27 protein-coding genes and 3 pseudogenes are annotated in these 26,116 nt (G+C 64.0%); 21 read left to right on the top strand and 9 right to left on the bottom strand.

Features of this window, described 5'->3' with window-relative positions; translation table 11 throughout:
* Positions 1-5 precede the first annotated feature (5 nt).
* From ACZ1G0_RS02380 to ACZ1G0_RS02350, 7 genes and pseudogenes are all read left to right on the top strand, one after another.
* Positions 6-947 (top strand): calcium/sodium antiporter, encoded by a 942-nt coding sequence (locus ACZ1G0_RS02380; RefSeq protein ID WP_472735472.1) that lies wholly within the window; start codon positions 6-8, stop codon positions 945-947.
* A gap of 10 nt (positions 948-957) precedes the next feature.
* Positions 958-1,740 (top strand): SDR family oxidoreductase, encoded by a 783-nt coding sequence (locus tag ACZ1G0_RS02375; protein ID WP_472735471.1) that lies wholly within the window; start codon positions 958-960, stop codon positions 1,738-1,740.
* 273 nt (positions 1,741-2,013) lie between these two features.
* Positions 2,014-3,873, top strand: coding sequence for an excinuclease ABC subunit UvrC (uvrC, locus tag ACZ1G0_RS02370; protein WP_472735470.1), 1,860 nt, complete (start codon positions 2,014-2,016; stop codon positions 3,871-3,873).
* A 12-nt stretch (positions 3,874-3,885) separates the two neighbouring features.
* Positions 3,886-4,596, top strand: coding sequence for a purine-nucleoside phosphorylase (deoD, locus tag ACZ1G0_RS02365; protein WP_472735469.1), 711 nt, complete (start codon positions 3,886-3,888; stop codon positions 4,594-4,596).
* A gap of 77 nt (positions 4,597-4,673) precedes the next feature.
* Positions 4,674-5,336: a CDP-diacylglycerol--glycerol-3-phosphate 3-phosphatidyltransferase gene (pgsA, locus tag ACZ1G0_RS02360; protein WP_472735468.1), complete on the top strand. Its 663-nt coding sequence runs from the start codon at positions 4,674-4,676 to the stop codon at positions 5,334-5,336.
* 2 nt (positions 5,337-5,338) lie between these two features.
* Positions 5,339-5,584: a molybdopterin converting factor subunit 1 gene (gene moaD, locus ACZ1G0_RS02355; protein ID WP_472737759.1), complete on the top strand. Its 246-nt coding sequence runs from the start codon at positions 5,339-5,341 to the stop codon at positions 5,582-5,584.
* A pseudogene (locus ACZ1G0_RS02350) lies at positions 5,584-6,023 on the top strand (molybdenum cofactor biosynthesis protein MoaE). Before moaD ends, ACZ1G0_RS02350 begins: the two are co-directional and overlap by 1 nt.
* On the opposite strand, the gene ACZ1G0_RS02345 reads toward ACZ1G0_RS02350, so the two are convergent.
* Positions 6,020-6,541: a YqgE/AlgH family protein gene (locus tag ACZ1G0_RS02345; RefSeq protein WP_472735467.1), complete on the bottom strand. Its 522-nt coding sequence runs from the start codon at positions 6,539-6,541 to the stop codon at positions 6,020-6,022. The pseudogene ACZ1G0_RS02350 and the gene ACZ1G0_RS02345 overlap by 4 nt on opposite strands.
* Positions 6,542-6,715: 174 nt before the next feature.
* On the opposite strand from ACZ1G0_RS02345, the gene ACZ1G0_RS02340 reads away from it, so the two are divergent.
* Entirely contained in the window at positions 6,716-7,504 is a 789-nt protein-coding gene (locus tag ACZ1G0_RS02340) for a protein-disulfide reductase DsbD domain-containing protein (RefSeq protein WP_472735466.1), read from the top strand.
* On the opposite strand, the gene ACZ1G0_RS02335 is transcribed toward ACZ1G0_RS02340, so the two are convergent.
* From ACZ1G0_RS02335 to ACZ1G0_RS02320, 4 genes and pseudogenes are all read right to left on the bottom strand, one after another.
* Positions 7,501-10,872: an efflux RND transporter permease subunit gene (locus ACZ1G0_RS02335; RefSeq protein WP_472735465.1), complete on the bottom strand. Its 3,372-nt coding sequence runs from the start codon at positions 10,870-10,872 to the stop codon at positions 7,501-7,503. The genes ACZ1G0_RS02340 and ACZ1G0_RS02335 overlap by 4 nt on opposite strands.
* Positions 10,873-10,875: 3 nt before the next feature.
* Positions 10,876-12,342, bottom strand: coding sequence for an efflux RND transporter periplasmic adaptor subunit (locus ACZ1G0_RS02330; protein WP_472735464.1), 1,467 nt, complete (start codon positions 12,340-12,342; stop codon positions 10,876-10,878).
* A 75-nt stretch (positions 12,343-12,417) separates the two neighbouring features.
* Positions 12,418-12,960: a molybdenum cofactor biosynthesis protein B gene (gene moaB, locus ACZ1G0_RS02325; RefSeq protein ID WP_472735463.1), complete on the bottom strand. Its 543-nt coding sequence runs from the start codon at positions 12,958-12,960 to the stop codon at positions 12,418-12,420.
* Positions 12,957-13,735 (bottom strand): annotated as a pseudogene (locus ACZ1G0_RS02320) (uracil-DNA glycosylase). Before ACZ1G0_RS02320 ends, moaB begins: the two are co-directional and overlap by 4 nt.
* Before the next feature lie 192 nt (positions 13,736-13,927).
* Between ACZ1G0_RS02320 and ACZ1G0_RS02315 the strand changes: the two are divergent.
* The 9 genes and pseudogenes from ACZ1G0_RS02315 (at position 13,928) to ACZ1G0_RS02275 (ending at position 19,646) form a co-directional block, all read left to right on the top strand.
* Entirely contained in the window at positions 13,928-14,893 is a 966-nt protein-coding gene (locus tag ACZ1G0_RS02315; RefSeq protein WP_472735462.1) for an aspartate carbamoyltransferase catalytic subunit, read from the top strand.
* A 4-nt stretch (positions 14,894-14,897) separates the two neighbouring features.
* Positions 14,898-15,434, top strand: coding sequence for a hypothetical protein (locus ACZ1G0_RS02310; protein ID WP_472735461.1), 537 nt, complete (start codon positions 14,898-14,900; stop codon positions 15,432-15,434).
* Positions 15,431-15,871, top strand: a complete 441-nt coding sequence (locus ACZ1G0_RS02305) for a hypothetical protein (protein WP_472735460.1) — start codon at positions 15,431-15,433, stop codon at positions 15,869-15,871. Before ACZ1G0_RS02310 ends, ACZ1G0_RS02305 begins: the two co-directional genes overlap by 4 nt.
* Positions 15,868-17,143: pseudogene (gene pyrC, locus ACZ1G0_RS02300) on the top strand (dihydroorotase). The gene ACZ1G0_RS02305 and the pseudogene pyrC overlap by 4 nt, the downstream one beginning before the upstream one ends.
* Positions 17,133-17,744 carry a glycerol-3-phosphate 1-O-acyltransferase PlsY gene (plsY, locus tag ACZ1G0_RS02295; RefSeq protein ID WP_472737758.1) on the top strand — a complete coding sequence of 204 codons (612 nt, stop codon included), beginning with the start codon at positions 17,133-17,135 and terminating at the stop codon, positions 17,742-17,744. Before pyrC ends, plsY begins: the two are co-directional and overlap by 11 nt.
* On the top strand, positions 17,741-18,196 hold the full coding sequence (locus tag ACZ1G0_RS02290; RefSeq protein ID WP_472735459.1) for a DUF805 domain-containing protein: 456 nt from the start codon (positions 17,741-17,743) through the stop codon (positions 18,194-18,196). Before plsY ends, ACZ1G0_RS02290 begins: the two co-directional genes overlap by 4 nt.
* A 58-nt stretch (positions 18,197-18,254) precedes the next feature.
* Positions 18,255-18,785, top strand: coding sequence for a GbsR/MarR family transcriptional regulator (locus ACZ1G0_RS02285; RefSeq protein WP_472735458.1), 531 nt, complete (start codon positions 18,255-18,257; stop codon positions 18,783-18,785).
* A 33-nt stretch (positions 18,786-18,818) separates the two neighbouring features.
* Positions 18,819-19,271, top strand: coding sequence for a hypothetical protein (locus ACZ1G0_RS02280; RefSeq protein WP_472735457.1), 453 nt, complete (start codon positions 18,819-18,821; stop codon positions 19,269-19,271).
* A 12-nt stretch (positions 19,272-19,283) separates the two neighbouring features.
* Positions 19,284-19,646 carry a hypothetical protein gene (locus tag ACZ1G0_RS02275; RefSeq protein WP_472735456.1) on the top strand — a complete coding sequence of 121 codons (363 nt, stop codon included), beginning with the start codon at positions 19,284-19,286 and terminating at the stop codon, positions 19,644-19,646.
* 54 nt (positions 19,647-19,700) lie between these two features.
* On the opposite strand, the gene ACZ1G0_RS02270 is transcribed toward ACZ1G0_RS02275, so the two are convergent.
* From ACZ1G0_RS02270 to ACZ1G0_RS02255, 4 genes are read right to left on the bottom strand one after another with little or no spacing between them, the layout of a single operon-like run.
* Positions 19,701-21,071, bottom strand: a complete 1,371-nt coding sequence (locus ACZ1G0_RS02270) for a glutamate--cysteine ligase (protein ID WP_472735455.1) — start codon at positions 21,069-21,071, stop codon at positions 19,701-19,703.
* A gap of 25 nt (positions 21,072-21,096) precedes the next feature.
* A complete protein-coding gene (locus ACZ1G0_RS02265; protein WP_472735454.1) occupies positions 21,097-21,639 on the bottom strand; it encodes a hypothetical protein in 543 nt (180 codons plus the stop codon).
* Positions 21,636-22,181, bottom strand: coding sequence for a hypothetical protein (locus ACZ1G0_RS02260; RefSeq protein ID WP_472735453.1), 546 nt, complete (start codon positions 22,179-22,181; stop codon positions 21,636-21,638). Before ACZ1G0_RS02260 ends, ACZ1G0_RS02265 begins: the two co-directional genes overlap by 4 nt.
* Complete coding sequence (locus ACZ1G0_RS02255) at positions 22,178-22,900, bottom strand: 16S rRNA (uracil(1498)-N(3))-methyltransferase (protein WP_472735452.1); 723 nt, start codon at positions 22,898-22,900, stop codon at positions 22,178-22,180. The genes ACZ1G0_RS02260 and ACZ1G0_RS02255 overlap by 4 nt, the downstream gene beginning before the upstream one ends.
* A gap of 11 nt (positions 22,901-22,911) precedes the next feature.
* Between ACZ1G0_RS02255 and ubiA the strand changes: the two genes are divergently transcribed.
* From ubiA to ACZ1G0_RS02235, 4 genes are read left to right on the top strand one after another with little or no spacing between them, the layout of a single operon-like run.
* A complete protein-coding gene (gene ubiA / locus ACZ1G0_RS02250) occupies positions 22,912-23,871 on the top strand; it encodes a 4-hydroxybenzoate octaprenyltransferase (RefSeq protein WP_472735451.1) in 960 nt (319 codons plus the stop codon).
* Between the two features lie 56 nt (positions 23,872-23,927).
* Positions 23,928-24,281, top strand: coding sequence for a hypothetical protein (locus tag ACZ1G0_RS02245; RefSeq protein WP_472735450.1), 354 nt, complete (start codon positions 23,928-23,930; stop codon positions 24,279-24,281).
* Positions 24,272-25,780: an OmpA family protein gene (locus ACZ1G0_RS02240; RefSeq protein WP_472735449.1), complete on the top strand. Its 1,509-nt coding sequence runs from the start codon at positions 24,272-24,274 to the stop codon at positions 25,778-25,780. Before ACZ1G0_RS02245 ends, ACZ1G0_RS02240 begins: the two co-directional genes overlap by 10 nt.
* Positions 25,773-26,099, top strand: a complete 327-nt coding sequence (locus ACZ1G0_RS02235) for a hypothetical protein (RefSeq protein WP_472735448.1) — start codon at positions 25,773-25,775, stop codon at positions 26,097-26,099. The genes ACZ1G0_RS02240 and ACZ1G0_RS02235 overlap by 8 nt, the downstream gene beginning before the upstream one ends.
* Positions 26,100-26,116 lie beyond the last annotated feature (17 nt).

The raw sequence follows: 26,116 nt of genomic DNA, 5'->3' as shown, positions 1-26,116 counted from the left end.
TAACCATGGCATTTGCGATTGTGACAGTCATTTTGGGTTTGGTGATCCTTCTGGTTGCCGGTGACACGCTTGTCAAAGGGGCCGTGAACTTGGCGTTGCGCTTGGGTCTGCCCGCGTTGATTGTCAGCCTGACGATCGTTGCTTTTGGCACCTCTGCGCCGGAACTCTTGATTTCGGTCCAAGCCATTCTGGACGGTGTGCCTGGTTTGGCCCTTGGCAACGTGGTCGGGTCAAACACCGCCAACGTGCTATTAGTGCTTGGCATCCCGGCCATACTTGCAACCCTTGAGACGTCGAAATGCCAGACACACCGGGACTTCGTCCTGATGATGTTGGGCACGGTCTTATTCATCGGATTGTGTTTTACCGGCGTGTTCATCTGGTGGCACGGCGCCATTTTATTGGTCGCACTGGCTGTCATCCTGACGTGGTCCGCCCTTGATGCTCGCCGCCATATGAGCGCCGCGAATGATGAAGAAGAGGTGGAGGGCGCAGACCCAGATCTGCCATGGTGGCGCATCATTCTTTATATTGTGGTGGGGCTGATCGGCCTGCCGTTTGGGGCGAACCTATTGGTGGACAGCGCGACCTTCATAGCCGAAGAGTTCGGCATAAGTGACGAGATCATCGGCCTGACATTGGTCGCCATTGGCACATCGCTGCCCGAACTCGCCACGACCGTCATGGCGGCCCTGCGCCGCCACGCCGATGTGGCTTTGGGCAACGTGATCGGATCCAACATGTTCAACCTGCTGGGCATCATCGGTGTCGCGGCATTCGTTGGCCCGATCCCTGTGGCGCCTTCGTTCCTGACGTTCGACCTTTGGATCATGCTGGGCGCATCGCTGTTGCTGATCCCGTTTGTGTTTTTCAAACAAGATATCACCCGGACATGGGGCGTGGTGTTGACGGGGCTTTATGCGGCCTACCTGTTCCTCCTGTTCTGAGGAGACTACGATGCAAAAACGTGCACTTGTGACCGGCGCCGGGGCGCGCTTGGGCGCTTCCATGGCGGAAACACTGGCGGCCGAGGGGTTTGACGTCGCGGTGCACTACGCATCTTCCGCCGAGGGGGCAGAGGCTACGGCGGCACGGGTCCGTGCTGCAGGGCAGCGGGCCGAGATCATCCAAGCAGACCTGCTGGATCTCGATGAGATGGAGGCCCTCGTTCCACGCGCGGCGCAAGCGCTTGGCGGGCCGCTTACGTGCTTGATCAACAACGCGTCAATATTCGAATACGACACCCTGCAAACCGCGAGCCGGGACAGCTGGGACCGGCATGTAAATTCCAACTTGCGCGGTCCGGTCATGCTGACCCAAGCCTTTGCAGCCCAATGCCCGACAGGCGCCACGGATGCGGCAGGCGAGCCCATCGCAAGCGGCCTTGTCGTCAATATGATTGACCAACGCGTGCGCAAACTGACGCCGGAATTCATGACCTACACCATCGCCAAGATGGGCCTTTGGGCGTTCACCCAGACCGCAGCGCAGGCGCTGGCACCTGATATCAGGGTGAACGGCATTGGCCCGGGCCCCACCCTGCAAGGCGGGCGGCAATCAGCGGAACACTTTGCCAAGCAGCGCGCTGCAACCGTACTTGGGCGGGGGGCCAATGTGGACGATATCACCGGCGCGCTGCAGTATCTGCTAAACGCCCCTGCGGTGACAGGGCAGCTTCTGTGTATCGACGGCGGACAACACCTGGCCTGGCAGACCCCTGATGTCCTTGGGGTGGAGTAGCGCGCCATATTGTCCACCGGGGCGCATGACGTTCACATAAGCGTGAAAATCATACGTAAATTCAGCGTGTTGCGAGAATTTATTTATTTTTATTATTAATTTCAGAAGGTTAGTATAATGCCCATAAATTAAGCATTGTAACAGAAAAGTAAAAAAGCCTCGGGATTCCAAAGGGGTTGTCATACGCCCCCCAGACTTATCCACAGAATACGTGGATAGCTTCACACTTGCGCCAAGGATCGTATCATTGCAGCCAATGCAAGGAATCGCCCTATGACTGAAACCGCTCCGCTGACCGGCCACGACCTGATCGCGGCCTATGTGAAAACGCTGGATGGCTCGCCCGGCGTGTACCGGATGTTGGATAGCGAAAGCCGGGTGCTGTACGTCGGCAAGGCCAAGAGCCTGAAGAAACGGGTGGCGAATTACGCCAATCCGAACGGCCACTCTGGCCGTATTGCGCGGATGATCCGCGAAACCGCCAGCATGATGTTCCTGACCACGCGCACGGAAACCGAAGCGTTGCTGCTGGAACAGAACCTGATCAAACAGCTAAAACCCCGGTACAACGTGCTGTTGCGGGACGACAAAAGCTTTCCGAATATCCTGATCGGCAAGAACCACGCCTTTCCGCAAATCAAGAAACATCGCGGCAAGAAAAGCGAAAAGGGCACATACTTTGGACCCTTCGCCAGCGCGGGCGCGGTGAACCGCACCCTGAACCAGCTGCAAAAGGTGTTCCTGCTGCGCAATTGTTCGGACAGCATGTACGAGACACGCACGCGGCCCTGCCTGCTGTATCAGATCAAACGGTGCAGCGCCCCCTGCGTCGGCAAAATCAGCGCCGAGGATTACGCCAAGACCGTCAAGGACGCCGAACAGTTTCTTGCGGGCAATTCGACCGAAATCCAAGAAACCCTCGCCGCGCAAATGGAACAGGCCAGCGCAGATATGGAGTTCGAGCGCGCCGCCGCCCTGCGCGACCGCATCCGCGCGCTGACGAATGTGCAGTCTGTGCAGGGCATTAACCCGCGCGGCGTGAAGGAGGCGGATATCGTGGGCCTGCACATGGAACACGGGCAGGCGTGCGTACAGGTGTTCTTCATCCGCGCCAATCAGAACTGGGGCAACAAGGACTTCTACCCGCGCGTCGGGGCAGAGGTGTCCGAGACCGAGGTGATGCAGGCTTTCTTGGGCCAATTCTACAGCACCAAGGACGTGCCGCGTCAGTTGATCCTGTCCCATGACGTGCAGGACAGCGATCTGCTGGCCCAAGCCTTGTCGGAAAAGGCCGGTCGCAAGGTCGAGATCTTGGTGCCCCAACGCGGCGAAAAGGTTGACCTTGTGGCCGGGGCCACGCGGAACGCCCGGGAAAGTCTGGCCCGCAAGATGTCAGAGGCTGCGACCCAAGGCAAACTGCTGCGCGGGTTGGCCGAGGCCTTTGATCTGGACGCCCCGCCCCAACGAATCGAGGTTTACGACAACTCGCACATTCAGGGCACCAACGCGGTGGGCGGGATGATTGTGTCCGGTCCAGATGGGTTGATGAAATCCCAGTACCGCAAGTTCAACATAAAGGGCGACGAGATCACGCCCGGCGATGACTTTGGCATGATGAAAGAGGTGCTGACCCGCCGCTTCAAACGCTTGCTCAAAGAGGACCCCGACCGCCAGACCGACGCCTGGCCAGACCTGTTGCTGATCGACGGCGGCGCAGGCCAAATCAGCGCAGTGGAAGAGATCATGGGCGAGCTGGGCGTGGACGATGTGCCCTTTATCGGCGTGGCCAAAGGCATCGACCGCGACGCCGGCAAGGAAGAATTCTACCGCCCCGGCGCGCGGCCCTTTGCCCTGAAACACAACGACCCGGTCCTGTATTTTGTGCAACGTCTGCGGGACGAAGCGCACCGATTTGCCATTGGCACCCACCGGGCCAAACGCGCGAAATCCTTCACCAAGAATCCATTGGACGATGTGCCGGGCGTGGGTCCGGGGCGCAAACGGGCATTGCTGGCCCACTTCGGTTCCGCCAAGGCCGTGGCCCGCGCGGGACTGGCCGACCTGCGCGCCGTTGACGGGATCAGCGGCGCACTGGCCGAAACCATCCACGACTATTTCCATGATCGCAACTGACAGGACCCTGCCATGACCCCCCATATCCACGCCCAACCCGGTGAAATAGCGGAAACTGTCTTGATGCCCGGCGACCCTTTGCGCGCCAAATGGGCGGCCGAGACGTTTCTAGACGATCCCAAGTTGGTCAACAACGTGCGCGGGATGCTGGGCTATACGGGCACGTGGCGTGGGAACCCGGTCACGATCCACGGGTCGGGCATGGGCATGCCCAGCCTGTCGATCTACGCCAACGAATTGATCAAAGAGTACGGCGCCAAGACGCTGATCCGCATTGGCTCCACCGGGGCGATGCAGGAACACGTCAACCTGCGCGACGTGATCCTGGCGCAAACGGCGACGACAATCGCAACGCCATCCTCGTCGATCTTCAAGGAGCTCAACTTTGCGCCCTGTGCAGATTTCCACCTGCTGTCCGCCGCCTACAAAGCCGCACAATCCAAGGACAGCACCATCCACGTGGGCGGCATCTATTCGTCGGACACCTTCTACGACGAACGCCCGGACCTGAACGAGGTGATGACCCGCCACGGCATCCTTGCGGTCGAAATGGAAACGGCCGAGCTTTACATCCTCGCCGCACGGCACAAGGTGCGGGCGATGTCGGTTCTGACCGTGTCAGACCACCTGATCACCCGCGAGGAAATGTCCCCAGAGGCGCGGCAGACGTCCTTCTCGGACATGGTGGAAATCGCGCTGGAGGCTGCCTTTCCCCCCTCATAGCGCGGGCATTTCGGGCGGCATCCCCTTCAAACCGCTAATCGGGATTGTTCCCGGGGCAAAGGGTGGTATCACAAGCCATGCCCATGACGATCCCAAATGTCCTGACCTTGCTGCGCCTGATCGCGGCCCCCGGCGTTGCGGTGATGTTCTTGTACTTCGCCCGGCCCTATGCCGACTGGTTCGCCCTGATCCTGTTCGTATCCGCCGCCCTGACCGATTGGCTGGACGGCTATCTTGCGCGCACGTGGAAACAGGAATCGAAATTCGGCGCCATGCTGGACCCCATCGCGGACAAGGCGATGGTGGTCATTGCCCTGTGCGTCATCACCGGGTTTTCGGGCATGAACCCCTGGATCCTGTTGCCCGCGACGATCATCCTGTTCCGCGAGGTTTTTGTCAGCGGGTTGCGCGAGTTTCTCGGCGACACGGCAGGCACATTGGCCGTCACCAAACTAGCTAAGTGGAAAACCACCGCCCAGATGGTCGCCATCGCTGTCCTGTTCGCCACCGGCGTGTTTCAGCACAACGCCCTCGACATGACGATCGGCATGGATCAGGCGACGGTGGACGGTATCATCAACGGCGCGATTCCCGACGACATTGGCCTGCTGTGGAACCTGCAAGGGGCCGAGGTGACGTGGTGGCTGGGCACGGGGCTGTTGTGGGTTGCCGCCGCTTTGACCGCCATCACGGGGTTCGACTACTTCCGCAAGGCGCTACCATTTTTGAGGGAAACATGAAGATCGACGTGCTTTATTTCGCATGGGTCCGGGAACGGATCGGCTTGCCCCGCGAGGTGGTCGAGACCGAAGCCGCAACCGTAGCCGACCTTCTGGAGGAGTTGCGCGCCCGCGAGGAACGATATGCCGTGGCCTTTGCGGATATGTCTGCGATCCGCGCGGCCGTGGATCAGGACCTTGTGGACCTCGATACCCCGCTGGCCGGTGCCCGCGAGGTCGCCTTCTTTCCGCCCATGACAGGTGGCTGATGCGGATTCTTGTGCAAGAGGCAGACTTTGATCTGGGGGCCGAGCTGGCGCAGTTCGGCAAGACCCCGGACACCGGCGCGATTGTCACCTTTCAAGGCATGGTACGCGATGTGGCCGACGGCCTGTCGGTCATGGAGATCGAGCACTACCCCGGCATGACCGAACGCGCCCTGACCCAAATCGCGGAACAGGCACAGCAAAAGTGGTCTCTGTCGGACGTTTTAGTGATCCACCGGTACGGAAGGCTGCACGCACAGGATCAGATCATGATGGTCGCCACTGCGTCACGCCACCGGGCGGATGCCTTTGCTGCTGCCGAATTCCTGATGGATTACCTGAAATCCCGCGCACCCTTCTGGAAAAAGAAGCCACAGGCAAGGGCGAAGGTTGGGTCGCCGCCCGCGACGAGGACGAAGCCGCACTGGATCGCTGGACCTAGGCGTGACCTGCCGCCCCTGACAACATCTCTGGCGTAACGCCCAGCAGGTTCAGGGCATCTGTCCATTTTGCACTGTCACGCTCGGAAAACACCAGTCCCGGCCCCGGTTGCAGGGTCAGCCACATATTTTCCATGATCTCGGCCTCCAGACGGCCCGCCTTCCAACCGGCATAGCCCAAGGTGATCAGCCAACGCTTTGGCCCGACACCTGCGGCCAAATCCTCTAGCACCTCATCCGTGGTGGTCATCGAGAACCCGCGATTGATCTTCAGCGTGGCCGCGCCTGCGTCATACTCTGGCGAATGAAGGACAAAGCCGCGCTCGGGCTCCATTGGGCCGCCCACATGCACCGTACGATTGTACAGGTTCGTGGGGTCCAAGGACATGGATTTGAGAAAATCCATCACGCTGACCCCAGTGGCGCGGTGATTTACGACCAGTCCCATGGCCCCGGTATTTGAATGGGCACACAGGTAGATCACGCTGCGCTGAAAGTGGGGGTCAGTCACGCAGGGCATGGCAATCAGCAATTTGCCAGTCAGGTTATTTGCCAAAGTGTCTCTCACAGTTGACAGTTGTACTGTCTATTTCTCACGCGCAATAGGGGAAAGCGCGCGCCGCTCACGGTTGTGTGTGATTTCGCGCGCGGATCGTGTCTTTTCCCGTGGAACGCGGGGGGCTATGCCTAATCCATGCGCATAATAGCCCTGATATTGGCCTTGATCGCCCCCCTGCCCGTCGCGGCCCAGATCCAATGGGCCAGTGTGGACGAGGTGATATCCGTGCAGGTACTGTCCGGCTGGCGGGATGGTGCGCGCCATGTCACGGCACTGAAGTTCACGCTCGCCCCGGGATGGAAGACCTATTGGCGCAGTCCTGGGGCCACGGGCATTGCACCAAAGTTCGACTGGCGAAGCTCTCGCAACCTCAGCGGCATTGCGCACCACTGGCCTACCCCGCGCGTCGTGCTCACCGCCGGAGAGCCGTCTTTGGGCTACGACACCGACTTCATCCTGCCCCTGACCTTGCAGGCCACCAGCGCCGGACCGATCCGGCTGCGCGGAACCTTGGATATTGGAGTGTGCGAGACAATCTGCCTGCCCGCACGCTTGAAGGTAGATGCCGTGCTGCATCCCGGTGGCGCAGTGGATGCGGCGATCAAGGCCCAGATGGCGAACCAACCGCGCCCCGGCCGTGGCCTAGTGCGCTGCTCCATCCGGCCCAGTGACGAGGGGCTGATGCTGAACGCACAGGTGCCCGCACCACGCGGGAACGCCCCCTACGTTGCCGTGGAAATGGCGCGCGCGGCGGAGAGGTTGTGGATCACCGACACCGACGTACGCCGCGAGGGTGCGACCCTGTCCACCCGAACCGAATTTATGGTCCCCCAAGGCAGCGCCCTGTCCATTGACCGGGACGCCCTGCGTTTCACCGTGATCAGCGGCAACCGCGCCGTTGAATACCAAGGCTGCGCCCGCTAGGCCGCACGCCGCCGGATCATCGTCAACCCGCCCAAGACATAAGCCGTCAACGCTATGGTGGCCGCGCCCCCGACGAACAGGCCAAGCACTTGGCCCGTGCTTGCGACCTCCATCGGCAGGACGTTGGCAAGAGGTGCGGGCAATGCCCCCTCTGCCAGCCACAGCCCCATGGTCAGCGCCCCCCAAACCGCAATCAGCGCTGCGACAGCGTAAGACGCAATGCCAAAGCCGCGCCCCGTCCCGCGTGCGGGCAAGCGCAGCGCACGGCGAAACGCCTTTGTCTGTCTCTGCATGTCAAACCCCACCGCCAGCAGCGCAGGCACCAGCAACAGAACCAGCACCATGCCAAAGCCCAGCCCGTAGGACAGGGTGATCACAGTGGGCCGCAGGAACTGCGCTTGGGCTGATGTCTCGTAAAGCAGGGGCATAAGACCCAGAACCGTCGTCAACGTCGTCAGCAACACAGGCCGCAACCGGTCACATGCCGCGTCCACGATGGCTGGCACAAGCGCCCGGTCCTCGGAATATTCATCCACCGTGGTCACCAGCACGATGGAGTCGTTGATGATGATCCCGGTCATTCCGATCAGCCCCACGATCGAGAAGATCGACAAAGGCACGTCCCACGCGATGTGCCCGTAGACCGCCCCGATCAAGCCGAAGGGAATGATGGCCATGACCACCATGGGCCGGGTCCAACTGGCGAAAATCCATGACAGTACGAGGTAGATGCCCAGCAGACACAAAAGGAACCCAAGCAGGGCGTCGGAGAGGAATTCCTCCTCCTGTTCTGCCAAACCGCCAAGCTGAAACGCCACTTGGTTTTCGGCAGCAATGCGCGGCAGGATTTCCGTTTCAAGGATCTGAATGATCTGGGTGGCGCGGGCCGGGTCATCCTCTGAAATGTCGCCGGTCACTGTGACCACCCGAAGCCCATTGTCCCGCCGGATCGTGCCAAAGCCCGACCGGGTCTGACTTGTCACGATATCGGCCAAAGGCACATAGGTGCCGTTTTCCGCACGGATCAAAGTGCGGTCAAGGAAATCGGCTGTCAGCTCTGCCTCTGGCAGTTCGACCCGGATGGTGCCCGTACGCGGCCCCACGGGGAAGGTCGCAGCCTCGATCCCGCCCAGACGGTTGCGCAACTCGCGCCCCAGACTGTCGATGTCAAAGCCCAGACGTTCCCCTGTCGCCGTCAGCTCCAGTATCAGTTCGTCCTTGTCGTAAGGCAGGTTGTCCTGTACCGCCGAGACTTCGCCAAACTGCGCGACTTCGGTCTTCAGCGCCTCGGCGGCCTGTTTCAGCGTGGCGCTGTCGGCGCCGTAAAACTCCACCGACAGGGCATCGCCGCCGGGCCCGGACCGCCACCCCCGGAACGAGATTTCCTCTAGCAGGGGGTGACGCTGCACCTCGTCCTGCAATTCGCCCACGAACTGGAAACTGGAATAGGGGCGCAGGTCGGCGTCGATCAACTCGATAGAGATGGCCCCCAAAAGGTCGCCATCCTTATCGGCGGCACTGTCCAGCGCGCGGCCTGAATTGCCCCCGATTTCCGCCAGCACAAAGGCCAGCGGGTTGCGGCCAAACTCCTCTTCGTAGCGTGCGGCCAGGGCCTCCGTGGCGCGCTGCATCTCGCGCATCATCTCGATGCTGTCGGCGCGGCTGGCCCCCTCCACCATGGCGAAGTTGCCCGTCACTGACCCACGCTCGGGCGCGTTGAAAAAGCGCCACTGCACGTCGCCCCGGATAAAGTTCGCGGCCTGTAGGGACAGCAGGACCACAATGCCCGCAATCACCGGATAGCGCGCCTTGACCACGATCTGCATCAGGGGGCGGAACAGGGTTTCGCGGACCCAGCGGAACCCCTTGTTGAAGGTGCGTGAGGGCCAGTCGTACCAGTGTTCCTTGGCCGAATGGGCCAGCGCATGGGCCATGTGGTTGGGCAGGATCAGGAAACATTCCACAAGGCTGGCAATCAGGACCACGATCACAGTGAAGGGGATATCCGCAATCAAATCACCGAAGCGCCCCCCCACGGCCACCAATCCGAAAAACGCAATCACGGTGGTCAGGGTGGCGGAAAATACGGGCAGGGCCATACGCTTGGCCGCGTTTTCCGCCGCCGTCACAGGGTCTTCGCCCAAGCGTCGGTGCCGGAAATCCGCATGTTCGCCCACCACAATGGCGTCATCCACCACGATGCCCAACGTGATGATCAGCGCAAACAATGAAATCATATTGATCGTCAGGCCCGCCGCATACATCAACGCAATCGCCGCCATCAGCGCCGCCGGGATACCCGCCGCCACCCAGAACGCCGTGCGGGCGTTCAGGAATAAAAACAGCAAGCCAACCACCAACGCCAAACCGTAGAGCGCGTTTTCGACCAGAATACCGATCCGGCCCGTGATCGCCTCGGACCGGGTGCGGATCAGCTGGATCTGTGTGCCCTCGGGCAGGCCCAGCTGCATCTCTGCCGCGACCTCTTCGACCGTTTCCTGGATGCCGATGGCGTCACCTGCGGCGGATCGGTCCACCCGGATCGAGATCGCGTTGTTGGCCTCCACGAAATAGGCGCGCTCGCGGTCCACCCCTTCGGAGCGTACGATGGCCACGTCCCCCACGGTCAGGGCGTCCCCGTCCGCCCCGCGCCGTATCACAACGCCCGCGACTTCGGCCACGGATCGTTTCTCGACCCCCGTGCGGACGCGCGCATTTGCGCCGGATACATCCCCTGCGGGATCCGCCTCCGCCTCTGCGCCGATGGCCTGCGCAATCTCGGACAGGGTCACGTCGTTACGGATCAGGCTGGCGGTGGATACTTCGACAATCACCTCGGGTGCCGCGATGCCGCGAATGGTGGTGCGCGTGACCCCTTCGGCAAACAGCCGTGTGACAAATTCATCAGTAAAGCGCGCCAGTTGGTCCACGCCCACCGGCCCCGTGACCACCACGTCCGTGACCCGGTCCCGCCATGCGCCGCGCCGCACCTCGGGGTCGTCGACCTCGTCCGGCAGGCCCGTGACTTGGTCCACAGCCTGTTGCACATCGTCGGCGGCGCGGGACATGTCCCAGCCCGGCTCGAAATCCAGTGTGATGGTGGCGCTGCCTTCGCGGCTGGTCGCCTCGGTCTCGGTCACACCTTCGACGGCCAATAGCGCTGGTTCCAGCACGTTGACGATGCCGCTGTCCACATCCTCGGCCCCCGCCCCGTCCCAGCCAACATTGACGGTGACGTTTTCCACGATCACATCTGGAAAGAACTGCGCCCGCATATTGGGCAGGGCCAGAAAGCCGCTGGCAATCAGGATCAGCAGCAGCAGGTTGGCCAGCGTCCGGTGACGGGTGAAATAGCTGATGATACCCACGTGTCAGCTCCCCATCCGGGCTTCGATCCGTTCGACCATGGACACCGGCACCTCGTCTTGGGCCAGACGGCCCAGCATGCGCTGTTTCACGTCATCGGGGATAAAGGTGTTGGCCTCGACATAGGCGATGATGCGGGCGCGGCGTTCAGGATCCAGCGCGATGGTGGTCGGAGCCGCGTCCTCCGCGTCACCGGCGGCCGCACCGGGACGCAGGGGGCGGACCTTGATGCCAGCCCCCAGCAGAGGCGTGCGTTCAGCGACCACATCGCGCCCCGCAAGGGCGCGGGACCGGACCAGCACATCGTCGCCTTGGCGGCGCAACAGGGTCACGGGCAGCTCTTCCAGCCGTTCATCCTCGCCCAGCACCAGCACCTGGGACTGCGCCGACAGGGCGGTGGCAGGCAGGCGGACAGCGAACGGCAAGGCAGGTTCCTCGATCCGGACCTCGACAAAATCCCCGGGGCGGAAGCCGCGCGGGGCATCAAGACTGGCAAAGACCAAACGCCCGGTCTGCCCCTCGCCCACGGACGCCGCCTCGCGCGTCAGCGTCCCAGTGGTGGTCACGTCCAGCCCAAGCACATCCAACGCGATCGTCAGGGGCGCGTCACGCAGGCTGCCGCCGTCGTCCAGCAACCGCGCGTGCTGCGCGGTGGACAGGCGCAGGGCAACCTCCAGGTCCGTCGGGTCGATGATGCGCGCGATCTGTTCGTTGGCGGTGACAAGCCCGCCCAAGGTGACGGAGGTATCGGACAGCGTCCCCGCAAAATCGGCGTAGACGGTGGTCTGCGCCAGCTCCCGCTCCGCCTCGGTCAGGGCGATGCGGCGACGCTCCATGGCCGTGACGGCTTGGTCAATCCGCGCCTCCGCACTTGCGATGGCCTGCTTGCGCGTCAGAATGGCTTGCTGGGCTGCCGCCGCCGCCAGTTCCGCAGCCTCGACCGCCGCGACAGAGCCGACCCCACGCTCCGCAAGGTCGCGCTGGCGGGTCAGGGATTGTGCCCGCAGGTCGGCCTGCGCTTGGGCGGCCGCCAGTTCTTCGGTGGCCAAGGCCAAGGCCCGTTCCGCATCCCGCGCGTCGGCTACAGCCTCGTTCAAATCGTTTCGCGCCGTGGCCACAGCCGCCTGTGCCTCGGCCGGATCAATACGCAGCAACATCTGACCAGAGGTGACCGCGCCCCCTTCCTCAAACCCATCCGCAACCTCGACCACTGTGCCCGACACCGGCGCGCGCAACTCCAGCACCCGGGCCGCGCGCACCTCGCCAAAGACCTGCAATTCGGGGGTCACAGTGCCCGGGTCCGCCGTGATGACGTTGACCGCGAACACCCGTTCCCGGGCCGGGCGCTGCCGATCCTCTTTGGCCCAACGTTCCTGCAACGCGCCGTACACCGTGGCTCCGGCAAAGGTGAACAGACCCAGTGTCAGGGACAAAAGGAACAGGCCAATCAAACTGCGACCGAGAAAACGCATGGGAAGCCTCCGCGATTTAGTCTCTATAAGGTAAGCCGCGCGCCGCGGAATCCAAAGCTTACACGGACCCGTGATCTATTTCCGTCGCAGATGTTCGTCCAGACGGGGCAAAATTTCGACAAAATTGCAGGGGCGGTGCCGAAAATCGAGCTGCTTGCCCAAAATCTCGTCCCACGCATCCTTGCAGGCCCCCGGACTGCCGGGCAGGGCAAACATGTAGGTGCCGTTGGCAACCCCGCCCGTGGCGCGACTTTGGATGGCCGAGGTCCCGATCTTCTGCATCGACACAATGGTGAACACCGTGCCGAAGGCGTCGATCTCCTTCTCGTAGACGTCCCGGTGCGCCTCGACCGTAACGTCCCGCCCGGTCAGCCCCGTACCGCCCGTGGAGATCACAACGTCAATCGTCGGATCCGCCGCCCATGCGCGCAACTGGCCTGCGATCTGGTCCCGCTCATCGGGCAGGATCATGCGCGCGGCCAGGGTGTGGCCTGCGTCCGCAATCCGCCCCACCAGCACGTCGCCCGACCGATCCTGATCCAGCCCGCGCGTGTCCGACACCGTCAACACCGCAATCCGCACCGGTACAAAATCGAGTGTTTCGTCAATCCGGCTCATGTCTTCAACCTCGCGTTCAGGGTTAACAAATCGGCCCAAGCGTCCCGCTTTGCATGGGGTTGCCGCAACAGGTAGGCCGGGTGGAACATAGGCAGGGCCGGGCGTCCGAAGGCTTCGGTCCATCTGCCCCGCAGCCGCGTGATCCCGGCTTTGCCAAGGGCAGCCCGGCAGGCGATGTTGCCCATCAGGATCACAAAATCCGGCTGGGCAAGGTCCACGTGGCGCTGCACAAACGGCAGCATCATGGCGATCTCGGCGGCCTCTGGATCGCGGTTCTGAGGGGGCGCCACGGCAGGATGTTGGTGATGTAGACAGCCCGCGCGATATCGGCATGGGCCCGCCCCATGTCGATGGCCGCCAGCATCTTGTCCAACAGCTGCCCGGCCTGACCCACAAAGGGCTTGCCCTGCTGGTCCTCGTCCCGGCCCGGGGCCTCGCCCACGATCATCACGCGCGCGCCCACCTGCCCATCCGAAAACACAAAGTTCCGCGCTCCGGCCTTCAACCCGCAATGGGTGAACGCCGCCTGACCCGCCGCCAACTGCTCCAAGGATCCGGCCCGGGCGGCAACCTCGCGCGCCTCGGCCACGGGATCAACTTGCACAAATTCTTCAGGCGCAGGCGCTTCCTTGACCACAGGCGCGGGCTTGGGCTTCACCGCCAAGGCGTAGCGATCCACAGGAGCCGAAGCAATCGCATCCGTCACACCCATTTCAACCTGCCATTCCAGCAAGGCGCGCGCGACCCAAGGTTCCATATGCTCCACCGACTCCATGCGCCCAACGTACTCCGCGCGTCCAACCTTCACTAGCGAAAACCGCGCCCTTCATTGGGTCACAAATACCCCTGGAGGGGGTCTGGGGGAGGCAAAGCCTCCCCCAGCAAGGCGATGCCGACAGGCAGCGCAATCCCATTGAACCACAGGCCCACGCCCGCCTATAAGCAAGACGCAACCAAAGGGGATACCATGTTCCGTCAGAAACACCTTTTGGGGATCGAACCCCTGCACCCCACTGAAATCACAACGCTTCTGGATCTCGCCGACCGCTATGCAGACCGGGGCCGGGGGGCGCACAAACACGGGGACGCGCTGGCGGGGCTGACCCAGATCAACATGTTCTTCGAGAACTCCACCCGCACCCAAGCCAGCTTCGAACTGGCGGGCAAGCGTCTGGGCGCGGATGTGATGAACATGGCAATGCAGGCCAGTTCGATCAAAAAGGGTGAGACGTTGATCGACACCGCCCTGACCCTGAACGCCATGCACCCGGACCTGTTGGTCGTGCGCCACCCCCATTCCGGCGCGGTGAACCTGCTGGCGGAAAAGGTGAACTGCGCGGTGCTGAATGCGGGCGACGGGCGGCATGAACACCCGACCCAGGCCCTGCTGGATGCCCTGACCATCCGCCGGGCCAAGGGCCGCCTGCACCGCCTGACCATCGCCATTTGCGGCGATATCGCCCACAGCCGCGTGGCCCGGTCCAACCTGATCCTCTTGGGCAAGATGGAAAACCGCGTGCGCCTCGTGGGGCCACCCACCCTGATGCCCAGCGGCGTGGCCGACTTCGGGGTCGAGGTGTACGACGACATGCGCAAGGGCCTGGAGGGCGCGGATGTGGTCATGATGCTGCGCCTGCAACGCGAACGTATGGACGGCGGGTTCATCCCGTCGGAACGGGAATACTATCACCGCTACGGCCTTGATGCCGAGAAACTCTCTCACGCCAAAGACGACGCCATCATCATGCACCCCGGCCCCATGAACCGGGGCGTGGAAATCGACGGCGTTCTGGCCGATGACATCAACCGTTCGGTCATTCAGGAACAGGTGGAGATGGGCGTGGCCGTGCGCATGGCCGCCATGGACCTGCTGGCGCAAAACCTGATTTCGGCCCGCGCCGAACAACAGGCCGCCCGGGGCGTGATGGTGTGACCTCGTGAACTTGGATCTGCCCGCGCACGACCCTCGCATCCATATCTTTGCCGTCAGTGACGGTGTGGATGTGCGGACCCGGTCCTTTCTGACCCAGTTGCGCGACCCGGACACCGCGACCAACCTGCCCGACCTGTTCGGGCACCAAGCCCTGGACGACACCCAGACAGAGGTCTTCGCCATCGCGGATATTGAGGCGATCGGCCTGCGCACCTACCTGTCCGAGGCCTACGACATTCCCCACGACACCCTTGCCCCGATAGCGGCCAAGCTCGACGCCCTTGGCGGATACGTCATCGTCCTGACCCCCGCCGCCGTTGGTCGGGCCCCTGTCACCCTGACCCCCGACCCGAATCTGCGCCACATCGCCAGCGTCCTGCCCGCACACGCCGATACCACGCCAAGGACCGCACCGCCCGTGGACCTGACACCCGCGCCGCAAGCAACCGCGCAGCGCAGTCGAACGCGGAAGGCCCCTGCGTGGGTCATGGTCCTTGCCCTGCTGCTGGCGGCGGCCCTTGTCCTGCTGGTGCTGGCGTGACCGACCTGCCCCGCATGCCTTTGCCCGACGAGGCCCCCGTGACCCTGCTGCACGAGGATCGGCACGTGCGCCTGATCACGGAAATCCTGATCGCGCTGCTGTCCCTGCCCGGCGGCATTCTTGTGGTCTGGCTGATCCGGGGCGGCACCTATCAATTGGACAGTGCAGTCGTCATCGGCCCCCTGATCGGGCTGATCCCGCTGGTGGCGATTGCGTCCCTGCGCCCGCCCTCCACCTACCTGATCACCACCCGCCGCATCGGCGAGATCAAGAACGGCCAGTTCCTGTGGTCCCTTCGGTTCGACCAAATCCGCCGCATCCGGCGCATCGGGGCCACGCTGCACTTGCGCGGGGCGGGCAGCACCACGTATTCCGTGGCCAACACAGCCTATGTCTACTGGCTGGAAAACCACCTGTATGAACGGAACGGATCATGAGCCTGCTGTTTACCAACGCCCGCCTGATAGACCCCGAGGCGGGGACCGAGACGCTGGGCTCCCTATTGGTCGAGGGCGGAGAGATCGCAGGCATCAACGTCGCCGCCACCGCCGCCCAAGTGGTGGATTGCGACGGCAAGGTGCTGGCCCCGGGCATCGTGGACATGGGCGTCAAGGTCGGCGAGCCCGGGGAGCGTCACAAGGAAAGCTTCAAGACCGCAGGGGCCGCCGCCGCCGCCGGCGGTGTGACCACCATGGTCTGCCGCCCCGACACGGACCCCGCCGTCGACACCCCCGAAACCCTGCAATACGCCCTGCGCCGGGGCCGGGACGTGGCCAACGTGCGGGTCGAACAGATGGCCGCCCTGACCAAGGGCCGCGCGGGCCGCGAGATGGTCGAGATCGGATTTCTGATGGACGCAGGCGCGCGCGCCTTCACCGATTGCGACGCGGTCTGCACCGACACACGCGTGCTGTCGCGGGCCATGACCTATGCCCGCAGCTTGGGCGCGCTGGTCATCGCCCACCCCCAGGACCCCGGCCTGTCCCGGGGCAGCGCGGTGACCTCGGGCAAATTCGCCACCCTGCGCGGCCTGCCGGGCGTCTCCCCCTGGCTGAACGGATGGGGTTGGAACGGGACCTGGCACTGGTGGAAATGACGGGCGCACGCTATCACGCCGACCAGATCACCACCGCCTGCGCCCTGCCCGCCCTGATCGCGGCCAAGGCCAAGGGGCTGGACGTCACCGCCGCCACCTCGATCCACCACGCCACACTCAACGGGCTGGACGTGGATGACTACCGCACCTTCTTCAAGGTCAAGCCCCCCTGCGGGACGAGGACGACCGCCTTGCCATCGTCGAGGCGCTGGCGGATGGCACCATCGACATCCTGTGTTCCATGCACACCCCCCAAGACGAGGAAAGCAAGCGCCTGCCTTTCGAGGAGGCGGCGTCGGGCGCGGTCGGTCTGGAAACCTTCCTGCCCGCTGCCCTGCGTCTGGTGCACGGCGGTCACATGACCCTGCCCGCCCTGTGGCGCACCCTGTCGCTGGCCCCGGCAACACGCCTTGGCCTGCCCGGCGGGCGCCTGTCCGTGGGCGCGCCTGCGGATCTGGTCCTGTTCGACATGAACGCGCCCTTCGTCATGGACCGCAGCACCCTGAAGTCGAAATCGAAAAACACCCCCTTTGACGGCCACCGGATGGAGGGGCGCGTACTGGCCACCTACGTCGAAGGCATGCCCGTGTTCGAGCGTGCCCATGCTGCCTGAGGTGACAACCGCCCTGCCCGTTCTGGGCGCGGTCGCCGTGGCCGCCTATCTGCTGGGAGCCGTGCCCTTTGGCCTTGTCATGGCGCGAGTGTTCGGGCTGGGCGATCTGCGCAAGGTCGGGTCCGGCAACATCGGGGCCACCAATGTCCTGCGCACGGGCAACAGGCTCGCCGCCCTTCTGACGCTTGTGCTGGACAGCGGCAAAGGCGCCATCGCCGTTCTGACCGCCCGGGCGCTGGTGGGCGAGGATGCGGCGCAACTGGCCGCCTTCGCCGCGTTCCTGGGCCACTGCTTTCCGGTCTACCTGCGGTTCAAGGGCGGCAAGGGCGTGGCCACCTTCCTTGGCACCTTGCTGGCCCTGTCGTTCCCGCTGGGCCTTGCAGCCTGTGCCACATGGGCGGTGACGGCGGCGCTGTTCCGCATATCATCGCTTGCGGCCCTTGTGGCCGCCGCCCTGTCGCCCATGTGCGCGGTCCTGCTGGACCACGCCGACATGCAGGGCCTGCTGATCGCGCTGGCCGTCTTGATCGGCATGCGCCACCGTGAAAACATCGCGCGATTGAAACAGGGCACAGAGCCCAAGATCGGGAAAAAGAAATGACCTTTGTGGACGCTGTCAAAACCGCTTTTTCGAAATACGCGGATTTCCAGGGGCGCGCCCAGCGGTCGGAATACTGGTGGTTCGTGCTGTTCGGCTTTCTGGGCAACCTCGTGACCACGCTGCTTGGCGATGTCATCAACATTCTGTTCTGCTTGGCGATCCTTTTGCCCAGTATCGCCGTTGCCATGCGCCGCATGCACGACATCGGCAAATCGGGCTGGTGGATCCTGATCTCCTTTGTGCCGCTGGTCGGGTTGATCATCTTCATCTACCTCGCCACCCGCCGCAGCCAAGAGGGGGCCAACGAATACGGCCCCAACCCCTTTGGCAAGACCGGCTTCGCGGGGGATTGGCGGGTGGATCGGTCGGGCATGACCGCCGAGACCCCCTATGACGAGGTGATGGACGCCAGCGCCAAGAAGGCGCGGGACTGGCGATCCGGTCAGGATTGACTTGATCGTCATATCTGTTATTTCTGTCATCAGAGAAATTACAGATCGAGTCGCATTCATGGACCTCAGCCCCGCCGCCCAAGATTTCATCCTCCACTGGGGGGAGATGGGCGCGAAATGGGGCGTGAACCGGTCCGTGGCCCAGATCCACGCCCTGCTGCACATCTCGCCCCGCCCCCTGACCCAGGAAGAGATCTGCGAGACCCTGAACCTCGCCCGGTCCAACGTGTCTAACGGGCTGCGCGAATTGCAAAGCTGGAAACTGGTCCAAGCCAAGCGTGAATTGGGCGACCGGCGTGATCACTTCACCTCTGTCCGCGATATGTTCGACCTTGTGAACGTGGTGGTCGAGGGCCGCCGCGCCCGCGAATTTGAACCCACGATGGAGGCCCTGCGCCCCGTGGTCGTCGCCGCTCAGACCGATGGCACTGGCCCCGAAATGGCCAAACGCATGTCCGAGACGCTGGAGCTGATGGAGATGTTCGACACCTGGTACCGCGACGTGTCCCGCCTGCCCCGTGGGGTGCAGATGGCGGTACTGAAACTGGGCGCGGGCATCGCACGTTTTATCCCGGGCAGTCGCAGCTAAAAATTTTGCCGCACTAATTCTGTGAGGACAGAAATGACCGAATTTAGTAAAAAGATACTCTGGCCCGGCCACACCCCGCCTACGCAGCTTGTGGACCCGGTTGCCTTTACCATCGCCCTGCTGGCGGGCCCCCTGATCCCCGGCATCCTTGGCGCGCCCTTGTTCTTGGTGCCAACCGTCGGCGTGGTGCTGGGGGCCCTGCCTTACCTGCTAATCGGCGCACCAATCCTGTGGGCCATGATCCGCCGGGGCCGCACGAATTTCGGGTGGATGGGCTTTGTACTGAACGCCACGGGCGGGGGCATCCTGTCCGCGCTCTACCTCGGCGGTGCCCTGATCACCCAAGGTACGGACGACGCCCTTGGCGCGTTGACCGGCGTTGCCCTGCTATGGGCGCTGGCCATGGCCCACGGCGCCCTGTGGTGCGCCATCTTCGGCAGCGTCTACCAGCGCCTGCGCAACCCCAACTTTCCCCAAACGGTCTGAAAGGAGGCTGTCATGTTCACACTCTACGCCATCTATTTCGCGGTCGCCCTCGGGGTCCTCGGCGGCCTTGTCACCATGATCCTGAAAATCGGCGCAATGATGGGCACCTGCCCGATCAGCAACGGTGCCGCCCGCTCGGCCTCGATCACCATCGCCACAGGCTACAGCGCCATCGGGCTGGGCGGGGTCACACTGGCAGCGATCATCTTGCCCGTTCTGATCGACACCGGCCCCGCCGCCCTGTTTGCCGCCCTTGGCATCGCCAGCCTTGCCTTGGGTCTTGGGTTCAGCCAAGCCATGGCGACCCTGCGGGGCGTCGTATCCGAGGTCAAAACAACCCGCGCAAACGCCGACATCCAAGGCGCTGCGGTCTAGGCTTCATTGGGTCAAAAATACCCCAACACAACGGCCCCCACGGGCGGGGCCGTTTCAGTATGCGTGCTCCGCGTAGATGCGGGATAGATCCCCGCCCCATGCCCCGTGGTACTGGGCCAGCAGCTCATCGGCGGGGGTGCGGCCCGTCTCAAGCGTCTCTTGCAGGGCGTTCAGGAAATGGGTCTCGTCGGGCACCATGCCGCCCGCGCCGGGCTTGGCCCGGGCCTTCAGGCCGCTTTCAGCAATCGACACAACCTCGCGGGCCAGATCGTGCATCTTCACGCCGCCCACTGTTGCCTGCAAACCGCCCTCGCTGGCGGCCACGCGCCACGCATCGCGGGTTTCCGCGTCCCAGCCCTTGGCGATGTCCCACGCCGCGTCCAGCGCGGTCTGGTCATACATCAGCCCCACCCAGAAGGCAGGCAAGGCACACAGCCGCCGCCAAGGGCCGCCGTCCGCCCCGCGCATTTCAAGGAATTGCTTGATCCGCGCCTCGGGGAATACGGTGGTCAGGTGGTCGGCCCAGTCCGACAGGGTCGGGGTTTCACCGGGCAAGGCGGGCAGCTCCCCTTTCAGGAAATCACGGAAGGACTGGCCAAGGGCGTCGATGTATTTGCCGTCGCGGTAGACAAAGTACATGGGCACATCCAGCACCCAATCCGCCCAAGCCTGAAACCCGAACCCTTCGTCGAACACAAACGGCAACATGCCCGTGCGGTCGGCATCCAGATCCCGCCACACCCGGGCGCGCCAAGATTTGTGGCCGTTCGGCTGCCCCTCCAGAAACGGAGAGTTTGCGAACAAAGCCGTCGCCACGGGCTGCAACGCCAGCGCCGTGCGCAGCTTTTGCACCATGTCCGCCTCGGACCCGAAATCCAGGTTCACCTGCACCGTGCAGGTCCGGTACATCATGGTTTTGCCCATGGTGCCCACGCGGTCCATGTAGTCGGTCATCAGCTTGTAACGCCCCTTGGGCATCATCGGCATCTGGTCGTGGGTCCATTCAGGGGCGGCCCCCAGTCCGATGAACTTGACACCGATCTTGTCGGCCACGGCGCGCACCTCGGCCAGATGGGTGTTCACCTCGTCACAGGTCTGGTGGATGGTCTCCAGGGGCGCGCCAGACAGCTCCAGCTGGCCGCCGGGTTCCAGCGACACGTTCGCGCCGTCCTTTTCCAGCCCGATGATATTGCCCCCCTCCAACACGGGGGACCAGCCGAACCCATCGCGCAATCCCTCCAGCACGGCCTTGATCGACCGGGGCCCCTCGTAGGGCAGGGGCAGATGGGTGTCTTCGCAGAACCCGAACTTTTCATGCTCGGTCCCGATGCGCCACTGATCCTTGGGTTTGCACCCTTTTTCAAGCAGGGCGGGCAGTTGCGATAGGTCGGTGATCGGACCACCGCCGGACTGGGGAATAGACATGGATGGGTTCTTTCTGTTGCGCGTCCTACGGGTGGCGCGCGGGGGCGGGCAAGTCAAGGCTGCGCGCGTCCGGGTGGGTCCAAATCGTCCGCGTGGTCGGTGTGCGCGACTGCACAGCGCGCACCATCTGGCCCGTGTCGAACCGGGGCAGCGCGGTGAAGGCATCCAGCAGCTTTTCCACCCCTTGGGCGCCTGCGGGAATGATCAGGGGCTGCGGATCGAGGGAGGTGAGGGTCCAGAACGCCTCGCCCAGTTTGGTCCGTCGAAAGGTGATCTTGCGCAAATCATCCATGGCGACAGTGCCGCCCAGGATCGGCCCCATGTAGGTGATCCGCCCCTCGATGGTTTCGACGATGCCCGGGGCCTCCCCCGCCCGGGTGAACAGCGCATGGCGCAGGCCCGTAAAGACCAGCGCCGCGCCCAGGGCCGTCACCGCCCAGCCCAGCCCTGCGGGAAAGCCGTATTGCGTGATCGCCAACCACAGGCCCAGCACGACAAGGGCCGCGCCCACAAGGGTTTCGGCCCAGCGGGACAGGGCGGCGCGGGCCTCGGGCCGGATAAAGCTCATGGGTGCATATCCGTGAAATCCTTGATCACCCGCGCCCCGTCCATCAGTCGCGCGCCCTGGGTTCTGTAGGGCAAGTCGAGGGGCGGGACCGGGTCCAGCGCCCGGGCGCGGCGGCGGACCCCGCGGGTCAGAATGGCCCGGCGCGCCTCGGTATCGGCGCGGATCAGGTCGGGGGCCTCGCCCACGATATCCTCGGTCGCCGTGCCGGTCTGGATCACGAACCGCTGCGCGTCGATCCAATAGCCCCCGCCGCCATAGCTGTCCCCTTGGGGATAAAGCGCCACGGGTTTGAACAGAGGCGGCTTGCTGATGGCCGTGTAGGCCCCCTTGGCGGCGCGGTCGGGGCGGTCGTCCGTGCCAAACCACAAAAAATGCGCGCCATCGGGCGACAGGCTGCACCGGTCGGGGTCGATGTCCATCTGCACCCAGTCACCGGGGGTAAAACCGTCAGCCCGGTCCCACGCGATCATCCGCCAGAAGCGATCCGGCGTCTGCAACACCACGAGGGAGCGGTCGGTCCCGTGGAACAGGTGCAGCCTCACCCCCAATCCCCCGCGTGCAATTGCCACCACGTCAGGGCCGCGACGGCGGCGGTGTCGGCGCGCAGGATGCGGGGGCCAAGGCTGATGGCGGTGGCGTTCTCCATCCCCGCCAGCCGGGCGCGTTCTTCGGGGGCAAAGCCGCCCTCGGGTCCGATCAGGATCGCGGCGGGGGCCTCGATTGCGGCGCGCAGCACCGCTTGCCCCACGCGCCCCTCGTCGCAAAAGATGATCCGGCGGTCGGCGGGCCATGCGTCCAGCAGTTTGTCCAGCCGTTGCAGCTCCGCCACTTCGGGCACAAAGGTGCCGCCGCATTGCTCTGCCGCCTCGATGGCATGGGCTTGCAGGCGGTCCTGCCGGATGCGGTCGGAATTGGTATAGCGGGTGGACACGGGGCAGATCCGGGCCGCCCCCATCTCGGTCGCTTTTTCCACGATGAAATCCGTGCGGGCCTTTTTGATCGGCGCGAACAGCAGCCACAGGTCCGGCGGGTCCATTTGCGGCGCGGTCTGGTCTTGCGCCACAAGGATGCCGCCGCGCTTGCTGACCTTGGCGATCTCGCAGCGCCACGCCCCGTCGCGCCCGTTGAACACGGTCAGGCTGTCCCCTTCGCCCAGGCGCATGACGCCCGACAGGTAATGGCCCTGATCCTTGTTCAGGGCCAGCGATTGCGAAGGGCCAAGGGGCTGGTCTACATAGAGGCGAACTTTGCTTATCGTCATGCAGGCACATTATGTCCCCCACCGACCAAACGCCAGACGTCCAAGTTGCCGATGCCGCGCGGGGCAACTGGGTCGACACCCGTGCCCCCGGCTGGGCGCGGCCCTACCTGCGCCTGTCCCGGGCGGACCGGCCCATCGGGACGTGGCTGCTGCTGTTGCCGTGCTGGTGGGCCGTTGCGCTGGCGGCGGCCAGCGATGCGCCGCGCCTGTGGGACCTGTGGATCGTGGGCAGCTGCGCGGTGGGCGCGTTCCTGATGCGCGGGGCCGGGTGCACGTGGAACGACATCACAGACCGCGACATCGACGGCAGCGTGGAGCGGACCCGGTCCCGCCCCATCCCCGCGGGCCAAGTCACCGTCAAGGGCGCGCTGGTCTGGGCCGCCGCCCAATGCCTGATCGCGGCCACCATCTTGTTCAGCTACGACTGGTTCACCATCGGGCTGGGGGTGCTGGCCCTGCTGCCCGTGGCCATATACCCCTTTGCCAAACGGTTCACGTGGTGGCCTCAGGCCTTTCTCGGCATCGCATTCAACTGGGGCGCCCTGCTGGCCTGGGCGGCGCACACCGGGTCGCTGTCGTGGGCCCCGGTGCTGTTGTACCTGTCGGGCATCAGCTGGACCCTGTTCTACGACACGATCTACGCCCACCAGGACCGTGAGGATGACGCGCTGATCGGCGTGAAATCCACCGCCCGCCTGTTCGGCACCAACACCCACGCGTGGCTGCGCGGCTTTCTGGCCCTGTCGGTCCTGCTGATGGGGGCGGCGGTCATCGTGGCCCTGACCCCGGGCGCAAGCGTTCTGGCGCTGGTTCTGGCCCTTGGCGGCGTATGGCTGTTCGGCTGGCACATGGCGTGGCAACTGGGCCAGCTGCAAATCGACGACACGGAAAACTGCCTGCGCCTGTTCAAGTCCAACCGGGACGCGGGCCTGATCCCTGCGCTGTTTTTCGCCATTGCGGCCTTCGTGTGATTGAAGGACCCGGCACGCCCGGCTAAAGCAGAGCGACAGACGACTTCGGGATAGGCATGATCAAAGCATCCACATTGGTGGCCACCGCCGCCTTCGCAGGCGCAGGCGTCCTGGCATGGGGCACCGCGCACCTAGGCGCGCGCTGGATCGAACGCACGTCGGTCCAGGCCGTCGAGGCGGTGCTGGCCGAAAACGACCTTGGCTGGGGACAGGCCTTTGCGGACGGGCTGCAACTGGCGCTGACCGGCACCGCCCCGACCGAGGCCGCGCGCTTTCGCGCCCTGACCCTTGCGGGCACCGTGGTGGACCCCGACCGCCTGATCGACGCCATGGACGTGGTGGACCCCGCCAGCCTTGCCCCCCACGCTTTTCGCTGGAAATCCTGCGCAACGAGACGGGCGTGTCCCTGATCGGGCTGGTCCCCGCCTCGGGCGCGCAGGACGAAATCGCACGCGGGATCGAGGCGCTGAACCTGTCCAAACCTGTCACCGACATGGTAGAAACCTCGGACCACGCGGAACCGGGCAACTGGGACGACGCACTGGCGTTTGGCCTTGATGCGCTGGACGGGCTGCCGCGCTCCAAGATCTCGATCAATGCGAACCGGGTCGAGGTCACCGCCGTTTCCGACAGCCCCGAACAAAAGGCCCGGATCGAGGCACGCCTTGCCCGCGCCAAACCCGACGACGTGCGGTTGGTCATGGACATCTCGGCCCCGCGCCCGGTGATCACGCCCTTCACCCTGCGCATCACCAAGGCGGGCGAGGATGTGGCCTTCGACGCTTGTTCCGCCGACACCCCCGAGGCGATGGAACAGATCCTGCGCGCCGCCAGCAACATCGGATTCGCGGACAAGCACAACTGCGTCATCGGTCTGGGCGTGCCCACGGTCCGCTGGGCCGATGCGGTGGAAACGGCCATGCAGGCGCTGGACGATCTGGGCGGCGGGTCCCTGACCTTTTCGGATGCGGATGTGACCCTGATCGCTACGGACACCACCGAACAGGCGGTGTTTGACCAAGTCACCGGCCAGCTGGAAAGCGATTTGCCGGATGTGTTCTCGCTGCACTCCGTCCTGCCGCCCAAGCTGGAAATCGACGGCACGGGCGAAAGCGACGCGGTGGTGGAATTTGTCGCCACCCGGTCCCCCGAAGGCATCACACAGATGCGCGGCCGCCTGTCCGATCTGGCCCAAGAGGCTGCGGTGCTGTCCTTTGCCCGTGCCCATTTCGGCGTGGACGACACCTACATCGCCACCCGCCAAGACAATGACCTGCCCGAGGGCTGGCCCGTGCGCGTGCTTGCGGGGCTGGAGGGGCTCAGCTTCCTCGCCCACGGATCGCTGGTCGTCCAGCCAGAGGTGGTGGAGCTGCGCGGCGTCACCGGGTCCCAGACCGCGCGGGCGGACCTGACCCGCCTGTTGTCGTCAAAACTGGGCGAAAGCGCGAATTTCACCGTCGATGTCCGCTATGACGAGATGCTGGACCCCACTGCCAACATTCCGACACCTGCGGAATGTGTGGACCGGATGAACCAAGTCCTGACGGACAAGAAGATCACCTTTGACCCCGGTTCGGCCCAGATCGCCGCCGACACGCTGGATCAGGTGGACCTGCTTGCCGTGGCCTTCGAGGATTGCACCCGCGTGCGGATCGAGCTGGGCGGCCACACCGACAGTCAGGGCCGCGAAGAGATGAACCTGAACCTGAGCCAACAGCGCGCCGATGCCCTGCGCAACGCCCTTGTGAACCGGGGGGTGAACCCCGATCAGCTGACGGCGGTGGGCTATGGCGAAACCCAACCCATTGCCGACAACGGCACCGAAGAAGGCCGCGAGGCCAACCGCCGCATCGCCTTCCGCCTGATACCCGATGGCGCGGCACCCGCGCAGGAGACGACAAATGAATAGGTCCGAATTCATCATCACCATCGCGGTGATCCTTTTCATCGCGTTTGCCTTGGGGTGGTTCACATCGTGGCTGATGCACCGCTTTAGCCGTCTGGCCAATGCCGACATGGCGGAACTGGAAACCATGGCGCAGTCCCTGCACGAGGCCGAGGAAATGCGCGATCAGGCCATCACCTATCTGCAACACCGCGAGGCGGAGTTGACAGGTCAGCTGAGCCAGACAGAGGCCGAACTGGCCGCCGCCATGGAGGGCCTGCGCGAAGCCCGGCAAGAAAGCAGCGAGCTGCGCTCTTACATCGAATCGGTCAGCAAGGCCTAAGGGCGTTGGCCTAGGGG

The organism is Thalassobacter sp. HA4-2, assembly GCF_055693705.1.
Note: the sequence above shows the minus strand (reverse complement) of the source record. Positions and strands in the feature narration are given on the sequence as shown.